Origin of the sequence: Streptomyces liangshanensis, assembly GCF_011694815.1 — a bacterium.
Taxonomy (GTDB): domain Bacteria; phylum Actinomycetota; class Actinomycetes; order Streptomycetales; family Streptomycetaceae; genus Streptomyces; species Streptomyces liangshanensis.
The window spans coordinates 2,466,038-2,479,104 of the sequence record NZ_CP050177.1; the positions used below are offsets into that span (position 1 = coordinate 2,466,038).

The window sequence follows — 13,067 nt, forward strand, 5'->3', positions numbered from 1 at the left end:
CGTGACACACCCGCATGACTGAAGGGGGCGGCGCTTCGAGCGCCGCCCCCTTCACCCTGTCCCGGTACGGTACCGGAGCCCCGGGCCGGACCGGCCCCGGGCCCCGCGCCCAGGCTCTCTACGCCACGTTCACCCGCTGGCCGGGAGGCGCGGCCTCCAGCCAGGCCAGGAAGCCCGTGAGCGCGTCCTCGCTCATCGCCAGCTCCAGCCGGACGCCCCGGTGCGCACAGCCGAGGATCACCGCGTCGGAGAGCAGCGCGAGTTCCTCCTCGCCCTGCGGGCCGCGGCGGGCCGTCACCTCGATCGACGCGCGGTCCAGGGTGCGGCGGGGGCGGGGGGCGTACGAGAAGACGCGGAACCAGTTGACGCTGTCGCCGTTGTAGCGGGCGACCCCGTACACCCAGCCCTTGCCGGAGAGGTCGATCTCCTCCGGCACGTCCCAGCGCAGACTGCAGTCGAAGGTCCCTCCGGAGCGCTGGATCAACCGCCGGCGCAGACCGAAGACGAAGAGCCCCACCGCCACCAGTACGACGACCAGTCCGCTTACGAGCAGAGCGAGGACCATCACCACCGACCTCCTCGCCCTATCCAGTACCGGACCCAGAACCGCACCCGCATCGCCTCAGCCGCGACCCGGTCTGGAAGTCCAGCCAGGGCCGCGGCTGAGGGTGGAACCGTTGTGCCGGAGCGCTTGTCAGCGCGCCGACACCGCACGCATCCGTACGTCGGCGCGCCGCTCGGCGGCGTCGTCGTCGTCGGACTTCGCGCGTTCCAGCGCACGCTCCGCGCGCTGGGTGTCGATCTCGTCCGCCAGCTCGGCGATCTCCGCCAGCAGCGAGAGCTTGTTGTCGGCGAACGAGATGAACCCGCCGTGCACCGCGGCGACGACGGTGTCGCCGCCACTCGTACGAATGGTCACCGGGCCCGATTCCAGCACACCGAGCAGTGGCTGGTGACCGGGCATGACGCCGATGTCGCCGGACGTGGTGCGCGCGACGACCAGGGTGGCCTCGCCGGACCAGACACTACGGTCGGCGGCGACCAGCTCGACATGCAGCTCAGCAGCCAAGGGTGGCTCCTCGGGTCACCACCCGGCCCTGCGGCCGGGTGTTGGAATTGATTCTATGGGGTACCGGAGGATGCGCCGGAGGGGGGCAGGTCGACCCGCCCCCCTCCGAGCGTCCGCCAGGTCGGAAGACCGGGTCAGGAGACGCCGAGCTCCTTGGCGTTGGCCTTGAGGTCCTCAATGCCACCGCACATGAAGAACGCCTGCTCGGGGAAGTGGTCGTAGTCCCCGTCGCAGATCGAGTTGAACGCCGTGATCGACTCGTCGAGCGGCACGTCCGAACCGTCCACGCCGGTGAACTGCTTGGCGGCGTGGGTGTTCTGCGACAGGAAGCGCTCGACACGACGGGCACGGTGGACGACGAGCTTGTCCTCCTCGCCCAGCTCGTCGATCCCGAGGATCGCGATGATGTCCTGGAGGTCCTTGTACTTCTGCAGGATCCCCTTGACGCGGCTGGCCGCGTCGTAGTGCGCCTGCGAGATGTAACGGGGGTCCAGGATGCGGGACGTCGAGTCCAGCGGGTCCACCGCCGGGTAGATGCCCTTCTCCGAGATCGGACGCGACAGCACGGTCGTCGCGTCGAGGTGCGCGAAGGTCGTGGCCGGGGCCGGGTCGGTCAGGTCGTCCGCGGGGACGTAGATCGCCTGCATCGAGGTGATCGAGTGACCACGCGTCGAGGTGATGCGCTCCTGGAGCACACCCATCTCGTCGGCCAGGGTCGGCTGGTAACCCACCGCGGACGGCATACGGCCGAGCAGCGTGGAGACCTCGGAACCGGCCTGGGTGTAACGGAAGATGTTGTCGATGAAGAGCAGCACGTCCTGCTTCTGCACATCGCGGAAGTACTCCGCCATGGTCAGGGCGGACAGGGCGACCCGCAGACGGGTGCCCGGCGGCTCGTCCATCTGGCCGAAGACCAGCGCGGTCTTGTCCAGGACGCCCGACTCGGTCATCTCGTCGATGAGGTCGTTGCCCTCACGCGTACGCTCGCCGACACCCGCGAAGACGGACACACCGTCGTGCAGCTTGGCGACACGCATGATCATTTCCTGGATGAGGACCGTCTTGCCGACGCCCGCACCTCCGAACAGACCGATCTTGCCGCCCTTGACGTACGGGGTCAGCAGGTCGACGACCTTCAGGCCGGTCTCGAACATCTCGGTCTTCGACTCGAGCTGGTCGAAGGCCGGGGCCTTGCGGTGGATCGGCCAGCGCTCCGTGATCTGCGACTCGGCCTCGGGCTCGTTCAGGATCTGACCGAGGGTGTTGAACACCTTGCCCTTGGTGATGTCGCCGACCGGCACCGTGATGCCCGAGCCCGTGTCGGTCACCGGGGCCTGGCGGACCAGGCCGTCGGTGGGCTGCATCGAGATGGCCCGGACCACGCCGTCACCCAGGTGCTGGGCGACCTCGAGGGTCAGGACCTTCTTCTTGCCTGCCTCGGCCGGGTCGGAGACCTCGACGTGCAGCGCGTTGTAGATCTCCGGCATCGCGTCGACGGGGAACTCCACGTCGACGACCGGGCCGATCACCCGGGCGACGCGGCCCGTGGTTACGGCCGTCTCAACAGTGGTCGTCATTAGTTGTCACTCCCCGCGGTCGCGTCGGCGAGGGCGCTCGCGCCTCCGACGATCTCGCTGATTTCCTGGGTGATTTCGGCCTGGCGGGCCGCGTTGGCAAGCCGGGAGAGGCTCTTGATGAGATCCCCGGCGTTGTCGGTCGCCGACTTCATCGCGCGTCGGGTGGCCGCGTGCTTGGAAGCGGCGGCCTGGAGCAGCGCGTTGTAGATACGGCTCTCGACGTACCGCGGCAGCAGGGCGTCGAGGACGTCCTCCGCCGACGGCTCGAAGTCGAACAGCGGAAGGATCTCGCCCTTCGTGCCCGCCTCCTCGGCCGCCTGGTCGAGGCTGAGCGGCAGCAGCCGGTTCGCCACCGGCGTCTGGGTCAGCATCGACACGAACTCGGTGAAGACGATGTGGAGCTCGTCCACGCCGCCCTCGGCCGTGTCCTGCTGGACGGCCGCGATCAGCGGAGCCGCGACCTTCTTGGCGTCCGCGTACGTCGGGTTGTCGGTGAAGCCCGTCCACGACTCCGTGACCTCGCGCTCACGGAAGCCGTAGTACGAGACACCCTTGCGGCCGACGATGTACGCGTCGACCTCCTTGCCCTCACCGCGGAGCCGCTCGGTGAGCCGCTCCGCCGCCTTGATGGCGTTCGAGGAGTAGCCGCCGGCCAGTCCGCGGTCGCTCGTGACGAGCAGGATCGCGGCCCGGACCGGGGACTCGGCCTCGGTGGTCAGGGGGTGCTTGGTCGTCGACCCCGTGGCGACCGCGGTGACCGCGCGGGTCAGCTCGGTCGCGTACGGGGTGGAGGCCGCCACCTGGCGCTGCGCCTTGACGATGCGCGAGGCGGCGATCATCTCCATCGCCTTGGTGATCTTCTTGGTCGCGGTGACGGATTTGATGCGACGCTTGTAGACCCGGAGCTGGGCTCCCATGAGTCAGGTCCCTTCCGTCGTCACTTGGCCGCGCCGGCCGGGGCGTCCTCGCCGAGCAGCTTGCCGTCCGAGGTCTCGAACTGCTGCTTGAAGGCGCTGATCGCGTCGCCGATCGACTGGATCGTGTCGTCGGACATCTTGCCGCCCTCGGCGATGCTGGTGAGGAGGTCCTTGCGCTCGCGGCGCAGGTACTCCAGCAGCTCCGACTCGAAGCGGCGGATGTCCAGGACCGGTACCTCGTCCAGCTTGCCGGTGGTGCCGGCCCACACGGAGACGACCTGCTCCTCGACGGGCATCGGCGCGTACTGCGACTGCTTCAGCAGCTCGACCAGGCGCTGGCCACGGGCGAGCGACGCCTTGGACGCCGCGTCCAGGTCGGAACCGAAGGACGCGAACGCCTCCAGCTCACGGAACTGGGCGAGGTCCACGCGCAGTCGTCCCGACACCTGGCGCATGGCCTTGTGCTGGGCGGAGCCACCGACACGGGAGACCGAGATACCGACGTTCAGCGCGGGCCGCTGGCCGGCGTTGAACAGGTCGGACTCCAGGAAGCACTGGCCGTCGGTGATGGAGATGACGTTGGTCGGGATGAACGCCGAGACGTCGTTGGCCTTCGTCTCGACGATCGGCAGACCCGTCATCGAACCGGCGCCCAGGTCGTCCGAGAGCTTCGCGCAGCGCTCCAGGAGACGCGAGTGCAGGTAGAAGACGTCGCCCGGGTAGGCCTCGCGGCCCGGCGGACGGCGCAGCAGCAGGGACACGGCGCGGTACGCGTCGGCCTGCTTCGAGAGGTCGTCGAAGATGATCAGGACGTGCTTGCCCTGGTACATCCAGTGCTGGCCGATGGCCGAGCCGGTGTACGGCGCCAGGTACTTGAAGCCGGCCGGGTCGGACGCGGGGGCCGCGACGATGGTCGTGTACTCCAGCGCGCCGGCCTCGTCCAGCGCACCGCGCACGGACGCGATGGTGGAGCCCTTCTGGCCGATGGCGACGTAGATGCAGCGCACCTGCTTGTTCACGTCGCCCGAGCGCCAGTTGTCGCGCTGGTTGATGATCGTGTCGACGGCAAGAGCGGTCTTGCCGGTCTGACGGTCACCGATGATCAGCTGTCGCTGGCCACGGCCGATCGGCACCATGGAGTCGACGGCCTTGTAGCCGGTCTGCATCGGCTCGTGCACCGACTTGCGGACCATGACGCCAGGGGCCTGCAGTTCGAGGGCGCGGCGGCCGTCGGTCGCGATCTCGCCGAGGCCGTCGATCGGGTTGCCGAGCGGGTCGACGACGCGACCCAGGTACCCCTCGCCGACGGCGACGGAGAGGACCTCGCCGGTACGACTGACCGGCTGCCCCTCCTCGATGCCGCTGAACTCGCCGAGGACGATGGCACCGATCTCGCGCTCCTCGAGGTTGAGGGCGAGACCGAGGGTGCCGTCCTCGAACTTCAGCAGCTCGTTCGCCATGGCCGAGGGAAGTCCCTCGATCTTGGCGATACCGTCGCCGGCCACGCTGACCGTACCGACCTCCTCGCGCGAGGCCGCGTCCGGCTGGTACGACTGGACAAAGGTGTCCAGCGCGTCCCGGATCTCCTCCGGCCGGATCGTGAGCTCCGCCATCTGGGTTCCCTGCTCTCCTTGTTGGGCCCGAAGTTTCTTTGGGGGTCTGCGGGTCTGGGGGCGACCCCCAGGAATCTTCTGCAATCTCTGCACGGCCCAACCGGGCCGCTCGTCCTGCTGTTCTGCGGTGGTGCGGGTCAGCCGGCCAGTCGCCGGGCCGCCTCGTCGAGACGGTCCGCGATCGTGCCGTTGATGACCTCGTCGCCGACCCGTACCGAGATCCCGCCGAGGACCGCGGGGTCCACGTCGAGGTTCAGGTGCATCGGGTGGCCGTAAAGCCTCGCCAGTGCGGCGCCGAGGCGCTGCTTCTGGCCGTCGCTGAGCGGGACCGCCGACGTGACGACGGCGACCAGCCGGTCGCGCCGTTCCGCGGCGATCCTGGACAGGGTGTGGATACCCGCTTCCAGGCTACGTCCACGCGGCTGTGCCACGAGTCGTACGACCAGGCGCTCGGTCACCGCTTCGGCGCGGCCGCCGAGCAGGGTCCTGAGCAGCGCGGTCTTGGCCTGGACCGTCGCCGACCGGTCGGTCAGCGCGGCGCGGAGGTCGGGGCTGGAGAGGACGATCCGGCCGAACCGGAACAGCTCGTCCTCCACGTTGTCCAGCGAGCCGGTCCGCTGGGCGGCGGTGAGGTCGGCGACGGCCGACAGCTCCTCCACCGCGTCGACCAGGTCGCGCGGCTGGGACCAGCGGGAGCGGACCATGCCGGACACCAGGTCGGAGGTCGTACCGCCCACCTGCCCGTCCAGCAGTCGCGCGGCCAGCCCGGCCTTGCCCTCGCCGTCCTGCGCCGGGTCGGTCAGGACCCGGCGCAGCGAAACCTCGCGCTGGAGCAGCGCCGTGACGGCGGCCAGCTCGTCCGCGAGCTTCACGGCGTCGACCGACGTGCTGTCGGTCAGCGCGTCCAGACGCTCACGAGCGGCAGCCAGCGCCTCGCGGCTAGCTCCGTTCATCGTGTGGCCTCCGTCTTGGACGCGCCGTCCTCGAGCTCGTCGAGGAAGCGGTCGATCGTGCGGCTCTGCCGGGCGGAGTCCTCCAGGGACTCGCCGACGAGCTTGCCCGCGAGATCGGTGGCGAGCTTGCCCACGTCGCGGCGCAGGGCGCCGGCCGCGGCCTTGCGGTCCGCCTCGATCTGCGCGTGACCGGCGGCGATGATCTCCTCGCGCTGCCGCTGGCCTTCCGCTTTCATCTCCTGGATGATCGCGGCGCCCTGCTCGGTCGCCTCCTGCCGGAGACGCGCGGCCTCGTGGCGGGCCTCGGCGAGCTGCGCCTTGTACTGCTCCAGGACGCTCTCGGCCTCGGCCTTGGCGGCGTCGGCCTTCTCGATGCCGCCCTCGATGGCCTCGCGACGCTCTTCGAGAACCTTGTTGATGTTCGGGAGGAGCTTCTTGGCGAGGAAACCGAAGACGATGATGAAGGCGAGCAGGCCGATGATGAGTTCGGGGATCGGGGGAACCAGCGGGTTTTCCGATTCCTCGACCGCGAGCTGAACCAGGGGATGGCTCACATCAGTGCCTTTCGTCTAGTGGATCTGCGGCGGATCTGGAGATCAGGTGCCGTAGACGAACGGCATGACCAGACCGATGAGGGCGAGCGCCTCACAGAACGCGAAACCGAGGATCTGGTTGGCGCGGATGAGGCCGGCCGCCTCGGGCTGGCGGGCGAGGGCCTGGGTGCCGTTACCGAAGATGATGCCGACGCCGACGCCGGGGCCGATGGCGGCGAGGCCGTAGCCGACGGAGCCGATGGAACCGGATACGGCAGCAAGAGTCTGGGACATGCCAGTTCTTCCTTCTCTTTCACGGACCGGTGGGGGTTGGCCACCGGACAAATAACGGGAGCGGGGGTAAGGGAGGGACGATCAGTGGGCCTCGGCGAGCACGGCCTGCTTCTCGCGGGCCGGCTCAGCGTGGTCGGCGTGGTCGTCACCGTGACCCGAGAGCGCACCTTGGATGAAGGTGCAGGTCAGCAGGACGAACACGTACGCCTGAAGCGCCTGGATGAAGAGCTCGAAGGCGGTCATCACGAGGACCATCACGAACGAGACGGCGGCGTAGGCGATGCCGATGCCGTTCAGCAGGTACCAGCTGGCGATCGTGAACAGCAGGATCAGCGTGTGGCCGGCGAACATGTTCGCGAACAGTCGCACCGCGTGCGTGAAGGGCCGGACCAGCAGGTTCGAGAAGAACTCGATCACCATGGCCAGCGGGAGCACCGGGCCGAGCGACTTGTCGTACCCGGTGAAGTTCTTGAGGGCGCCGACGAAGCCGTGGCGCTTGAAGGTCAGCGACACCCAGAGGACGTAGACGATCAGCGCGAGCCCGACCGGGTACGAGATGATCGCCGTCACCGGGAACTGGGCGAGCGGGATGATCGACCAGAGGTTCATCATCCAGACGAAGAAGAACAGCGAGACGACGAGGGGAACGTACTTCTCGCCCTCGCGCTTGCCGATCGTCTCGTACACGATGCCGCGGCGGACGAAGTCGTAACCGGCCTCGGCCACCATCTGGAGCTTGCCCGGGACGAGCTTCGGCTTCCGGAAGGCCGCCCAGAAGAAGACGACGATGATGATCGAGCCCAGGACGGCCAGCAGCATGGTCTTGTCGAAGTACCAGCTGGTGCCGGTGCCCCCGTGCCCGATCAGGGGCTTGAACAGGAACGAGTGCAGGCCGGGTGCCGGGAAACCACACCCGTCGAAGATGTGGCAGTCGGTCTCGAAGGCGAGCACCTGCGTCGGGTCAGCACTCACCGCGGGCTCCTTCAGCATGGCGCATAGGTACGGCAACCTCGTTGTGTCGGCGCGGCGCTGAGCCGCGGTTCGGCACTGGACAGGTGGAACGGATGGGGGAGCGGCGGTCGGGTTTCGAGCCTCGCGTCGAAACAACAGGCGTCAGCTCGGATGCCCGCGCCCGCAATGCCGCAGTTGGCACCGGACGATAGCAGGGTCCCGAACAGTCGCTTATCCCGGCCCTACCCCTCACGTCGAGGACCCCGACTTCTGGGGCGCGCTGCCCTTCGAGGATTCGGGTTCGACGTAGAGGATCTTGGCCTTCATGTGAGCACGCGCCTGAGCGCCGATCCACACCAGGGTGGCCGCGACGAGCGTGGCGGCGAAGGCTTTCGGATTGAACAGTGTGGTGTTCTTGAACGCGGCCATGAAGATGAACAGCAGCAACAGCTGGGCTGTGTACAACATCAGGCCCATCGCCTGGAACAGGTGCGGCAGCGATTTCGCCGTCCGTTCGAGCACCACGAGCCCGATCCCCATGAACAGGATCACGATCAGCGCGCCGACACCCGCGCCCAGAGCTCCCTTTCCACCGGCGACCACACCACTGACGACAGCGGCGACGGCACCGGCGGCGGCAGTGGGCACGGCGGTGTGAAGGAGGTTCCGGACGTCGTGGGACGGCATGGCGGCAGCTCCGCTTGCTGGGTGGGGCAGATGGTGTCGTCATGGACGAGCGTAGGCCCGGTCCGAGAGAAGGTTTCTCGGGCCAACGAACCGTCGCACTACGGTCCTTCGGCTCTGTCGCCGGGTCTCGTGAACAGTATCACAAACTATTTGATGAGGTCTTTACCCAGGTGGTGTGCTACCTGTCACACGTGAGAGTGGGCGCGCCCATGTGTATTGCTGAAATGGGCGCGTTGTGTGGTATTGGACCTCAGTGCGGTAAATGGAAAAGTGTCATCGCCGGGACCCGGCCTTGCCGCGTTCAGGAAGACGCGAACGAGCGCCGAGCGCAGTCGCGCCGTTGACGCCGGCGGGAACAGGCGTGCGTTCCCCGGGCATCTCCCGTGCGTCGGCGGCGAGTCCGGGCACGATGTCCTCCACCGTGATCTCCGCCCGCTTGCGGCGCCGGTAACGGGGCGGGACGAACGACTCCGCCCAACGCGGCGCCCGCGGTGTGAACCGCGGCAGCAGCAGGAGCACCAGACCCACCGCGCTGAGCGGCACGATCAGCAGCAGGATCCACATCGCCGCCGAGTGCACCGAGTAGAGCACCACACCGAACGCGATCAGCGCGGACCAGAAGTACATGATCAGGACCGACCTGCTGTGCGAGTGCCCGATCTCCAGCAGCCGGTGGTGCAGATGGCCGCGGTCCGCCGCGAACGGCGACTGGCCGTTCCAGGTACGGCGCACGATGGCCAGCACCAGGTCCGCGAACGGGATCGCGATGATCGTCAGCGGCAGCAGCAGCGGGATGAAGACCGGCAGCATCTCGTGCGTGGCCTCCCGCTCGGAGCCGGCGAACAGGTACAGGCGGTCCGGGTCGACCTGGCCGGTGATGGAGATCGCGCCCGCGGCGAGCACCAGGCCGATGAGCATCGAGCCCGAGTCACCCATGAAGATCCGCGCGGGATGCATGTTGTGGGGCAGGAACCCGAGGCACATCCCCATGAGGATGACGGCGAACAGCGTCGCGGGGGCGGCCTCCTCGATGCCGTACCCGACCCACAGCCGGTACGAGTAGAGGAAGAACGCGCTCGCCGCGATGCACACCATGCCGGCCGCGAGGCCGTCCAGGCCGTCCACGAAGTTCACCGCGTTGATCGAGATGACCACCAGCGCGACGGTCAGCAGATTGCCCTGCCAGGCGGTGAGCGCGACGGTGCCGACACCCGGGACGGGGATCCACAGGATCGTGAGGCCCTGGATCACCATCACACCGGCGGCGATCATCTGCGCCCCGAGCTTGATCAGCGCGTCGATCTCGAACTTGTCGTCCAGGACCCCGACCAGCCAGATCAGCGCGGCGCCCGAGAGCAGGGCGCGCGGCTCGTTGGAGCGCTCGAAGACCCCGCTCAGGTTCTGGAGGTTGTCCGCGACGAGCAGTCCCGCGCAGAGCCCGAGGAACATGGCGATCCCGCCGAGTCTCGGTGTCGGCTCCCGGTGCACGTCACGGGCGCGGATCGCCGGCATCGCCCCGACCGCGATCGCGAACTTCCGCACCGGGCCGGTCAGCAGGTAGGTCACCGCGGCCGTCACACAGAGCGTCAGCAGGTAATCACGCACAGGCTGCCCCACAGGAATCGCTGGCCATCTGAGCACCACACATTAGCCCGCACCGGAAGCGCGGGCGGATACCGCGTCCCCCCGGGAGGAGGACACACGGTTCTGGCAGATGGTTGCACGGCTTCCTGTCGACACCAATTCCATTCAGGAAAGGGGGCCGTACGGCGGAAAGCGTTCGGCCAGTTCCCGCACCCGGGCGCGTACGTCGCGCCGGTTCTCGGCGCCTTCGCGCAGCGCCTCCGCGAACAGCACGGCGATCGCCGCCATCTCGGGCTCCGTCATGCCCTGCGTGGTCACGGCGGCGGTGCCCAGGCGGATGCCGCGCCCCCGCGCGTACGGCAGGGCGCAGGTGTCCAGGACCAGGCCCGCGGCGGCGAGGCGGCCGCGGGCCGTCCTGCCGTCCACGCCGAGCGGGGCGGGGTCCGCGGTGATCAGGTGGGTGTCCGTGCCGCCCGTGGTGATCAGGAAGCCCTCGGCGGCCAGCGCGCCGGCGAGCACGCGCGCGTTCGCCACGACCTGGTGGGCGTACGCGCTGAACGCGGGGGTCGCCGCCTCCCCGAACGCGACGGCCTTCGCCGCGACGGAGTTCATCTGCGCGCCGCCCTGCGTGAAGGGGAACACCGCGCGGTCGACCCGCTCCGCCAGCTCTTGGCCGCACAGGACCATCCCGCCTCGCGGGCCGCGCAGTACCTTGTGCGTGGTGGCGCACACGACGTCCGCGTACGGCACCGGGTTGGGCGCCGCTCCCCCGGCGACCAGGCCGATCGGGTGCGCGGCGTCCACGATCAGGTAGGCGCCCACCTCGTCGGCAGCGGCGCGGAAGGCCGCGTAGTCGAGGTGGCGGGGGTACGAGATCGAGCCGCAGACGATCGCCCGGGGGCGGTGCTCGCGGGCCAGGGCGCGCACCTGCGGCAGGTCGACGAGGCCGGTGCGCTCGTCGATCCCGTACCCGACGAAGTGGAACCACTGGCCGGAGGAGTTCACCGGGGCGCCGTGGGTGAGGTGCCCGCCGTACGGCAGTCCCAGGGCGAGGACGGTGTCACCGGGGCGCAGCAGCGCGGCGTAGGCCGCGAGGACGGCGGCGGACCCGGAGTGCGGCTGCACGTTGGCGTGCCCGGCGCCGAACAGGGCCTTCGCGCGGTCCACGGCGATGCGCTCGGCGGTGTCGACCAGCTCGCAGCCGCCGTGGTGGCGGGCGCCGGGGTAGCCCTCGGCGTACTTGTTGGCGAGCGGGGAGCCGAGGGCGGCGAGCACGGCGGGCGAGGTGATGTTCTCGGCGGCGGTGAGCTGGAGGCTGTCGGCCTGCCGGCGCGCCTCCCCGAGAATCACCTCGGCCATCTCGGGATCCTGGCGCAGGAGCCGTTCGTACGAGGGCGCGTACGCGGGCACGGGGGTGGGGGTGGGTGCGTGGTGGACGACCGGCATGACGGGCTCCGGGCCTCGGGAGCGGTGCTTGCCCTCCAATGTAGGCCTGGGGCCGCGCGGCTGCCCGCCGGCGCGGACGTGGCCCGACAGGCCCTAGGGGACGCGCCGGGCCGGTACGCCGGTGAGTGCCGTGACCACCGGGTCGAGCGCCTGGTTGATCTCGTCGCCGATCGAGCGGAAGAACGTGATGGGGGCGCCGTACGGGTCGTAGACCTCGTCGGCCTCCGCGCTCGGGGCCAGCAGCCAGCCGCGCAGCGCCGCCGCGGCGCGGACCAGGGCGCGGGCGCGCTCCACCATGCCCTCGTCCAGCGGGTCGGGCAGGGTGGCCGGGTCTATGGCCCGTACCAGCCGGGTGAACTCCTTGAGGGTGAAGGTGCGCAGCCCCGCGGAGTGCCCCATCGAGATCACCTGGGCGCGGTGGTCGCGGGTCGCGGTGAGGACGAGGTCGGCCCGGATGACGTGCTCGTCGAGGAGTTCGCGGCCGACGAACCCGGACGCGTCGGCGCCGAAGTCGGCGAGGACCGCCTCGGCGTTGGACTCCATGGGGGCCCCTTCGTGGCCCCAGGTGCCCGCGCTCTCCACGATCAGCCCGTCGGTGAGGCGCGCGCCGAGGCGGACGCTCAGGGCATGCCGGTTCAGCCGCTCGGTGATGGGCGAGCGGCAGACGTTGCCGGTACTGACGTGGAGGATGCGGAAGGTGTCGATGTTGCTGCCGGTGTATGCGGTCTCCGCTATGCCACGCCCCTCAGGGGCGGTCAATTGGCCACCTCGAGGTCGGGTACCACCTTGCGGAGCTCGGCCGCGTCGAGCGAACCGGCCCGCAGCAGCACGGGGACCTTGCCGGTGACGTCCACGATCGAGGACGGGACGATGCCGGGCGTCGGGCCGCCGTCGAGGTAGACGGAGACGGAGTCCCCGAGCATCTCCTGGGCGGCGTCGCAGTCCTCGGGAGCCGGGTGTCCCGTGAGGTTGGCGCTGGAGACGGCCATCGGGCCGACCTCCGTGAGCAGTTCGATGGCGACGGGGTGCAGCGGCATGCGGATGGCGACCGTGCCCCGGGTGTCGCCGAGGTCCCACTGGAGGGACGGCTGGTGCTTGGCGACGAGGGTGAGCGCGCCCGGCCAGAAGGCGTCGACCAGTTCCCAGGCCTGCTCGGAGAAGTCCGTGACGAGGCCGTGGAGGGTGTTCGGGGAGCCGATCAGGACAGGGGTGGGCATGTTGCGTCCGCGCCCCTTGGCGTCGAGCAGGTCGGCGACGGCCTCGGCGCTGAAGGCGTCCGCGCCGATGCCGTAGACGGTGTCGGTGGGCAGCACGACCAGCTCACCGCGGCGAATCGCCGACGCGGCCTCACGCAGACCCGTCGTACGGTCGGTCGCGTCGTTGCAGTCGTATCGCCGTGCCATCAGCCTGACTCCTCGTTCTTCGAAGCTCTGTGGGTGCCGC

General features: G+C 69.3%; 13 protein-coding genes and 1 pseudogene. All 14 read right to left on the bottom strand.

The genetic code is table 11. From position 1 onward, the window contains the following. Positions 1–118 precede the first annotated feature (118 nt). Positions 119–565 (bottom strand): DUF2550 domain-containing protein, encoded by a 447-nt coding sequence (locus tag HA039_RS10385; protein ID WP_167036538.1) that lies wholly within the window; start codon positions 563–565, stop codon positions 119–121. A gap of 129 nt (positions 566–694) precedes the next feature. Next, positions 695–1,069 carry a F0F1 ATP synthase subunit epsilon gene (locus HA039_RS10390; protein ID WP_167027087.1) on the bottom strand — a complete coding sequence of 125 codons (375 nt, stop codon included), beginning with the start codon at positions 1,067–1,069 and terminating at the stop codon, positions 695–697. A 134-nt stretch (positions 1,070–1,203) separates the two neighbouring features. Further along, positions 1,204–2,646 (bottom strand): F0F1 ATP synthase subunit beta, encoded by a 1,443-nt coding sequence (gene atpD / locus HA039_RS10395; protein ID WP_167027090.1) that lies wholly within the window; start codon positions 2,644–2,646, stop codon positions 1,204–1,206. Beyond that, positions 2,646–3,563, bottom strand: a complete 918-nt coding sequence (locus HA039_RS10400; RefSeq protein ID WP_167027093.1) for a F0F1 ATP synthase subunit gamma — start codon at positions 3,561–3,563, stop codon at positions 2,646–2,648. Before HA039_RS10400 ends, atpD begins: the two co-directional genes overlap by 1 nt. Positions 3,564–3,583: 20 nt before the next feature. Next, positions 3,584–5,176 (bottom strand): F0F1 ATP synthase subunit alpha, encoded by a 1,593-nt coding sequence (gene atpA, locus HA039_RS10405; protein ID WP_167027096.1) that lies wholly within the window; start codon positions 5,174–5,176, stop codon positions 3,584–3,586. A 137-nt stretch (positions 5,177–5,313) separates the two neighbouring features. Further along, the gene (locus tag HA039_RS10410) at positions 5,314–6,129 is read right to left on the bottom strand and encodes a F0F1 ATP synthase subunit delta (protein ID WP_167027099.1); all 816 of its coding nucleotides are present in this window, start codon (positions 6,127–6,129) and stop codon (positions 5,314–5,316) included. Further along, complete coding sequence (locus HA039_RS10415; RefSeq protein WP_243869327.1) at positions 6,126–6,683, bottom strand: F0F1 ATP synthase subunit B; 558 nt, start codon at positions 6,681–6,683, stop codon at positions 6,126–6,128. Before HA039_RS10415 ends, HA039_RS10410 begins: the two co-directional genes overlap by 4 nt. 42 nt (positions 6,684–6,725) lie before the next feature. Further along, entirely contained in the window at positions 6,726–6,956 is a 231-nt protein-coding gene (gene atpE / locus HA039_RS10420; protein ID WP_167027102.1) for an ATP synthase F0 subunit C, read from the bottom strand. Between the two features lie 150 nt (positions 6,957–7,106). Next, positions 7,107–7,943 (bottom strand): annotated as a pseudogene (atpB, locus tag HA039_RS10425) (F0F1 ATP synthase subunit A); the annotation flags it as partial. A 213-nt stretch (positions 7,944–8,156) separates the two neighbouring features. Next, positions 8,157–8,594, bottom strand: a complete 438-nt coding sequence (locus HA039_RS10430; protein ID WP_167027108.1) for a Cg1360 family ATP-synthase-associated protein — start codon at positions 8,592–8,594, stop codon at positions 8,157–8,159. A gap of 273 nt (positions 8,595–8,867) precedes the next feature. Then, a complete protein-coding gene (locus HA039_RS10435; RefSeq protein ID WP_208298578.1) occupies positions 8,868–10,211 on the bottom strand; it encodes an MraY family glycosyltransferase in 1,344 nt (447 codons plus the stop codon). 132 nt (positions 10,212–10,343) lie between these two features. Further along, positions 10,344–11,624 carry a serine hydroxymethyltransferase gene (locus tag HA039_RS10440; protein ID WP_167027114.1) on the bottom strand — a complete coding sequence of 427 codons (1,281 nt, stop codon included), beginning with the start codon at positions 11,622–11,624 and terminating at the stop codon, positions 10,344–10,346. Positions 11,625–11,717: 93 nt separating this feature from the next. Continuing rightward, positions 11,718–12,383 (bottom strand): arsenate reductase/protein-tyrosine-phosphatase family protein, encoded by a 666-nt coding sequence (locus HA039_RS10445; RefSeq protein ID WP_167027117.1) that lies wholly within the window; start codon positions 12,381–12,383, stop codon positions 11,718–11,720. Then, positions 12,380–13,027, bottom strand: a complete 648-nt coding sequence (locus tag HA039_RS10450) for an L-threonylcarbamoyladenylate synthase (protein ID WP_167027120.1) — start codon at positions 13,025–13,027, stop codon at positions 12,380–12,382. The genes HA039_RS10445 and HA039_RS10450 overlap by 4 nt, the downstream gene beginning before the upstream one ends. Positions 13,028–13,067: the final 40 nt, after the last annotated feature.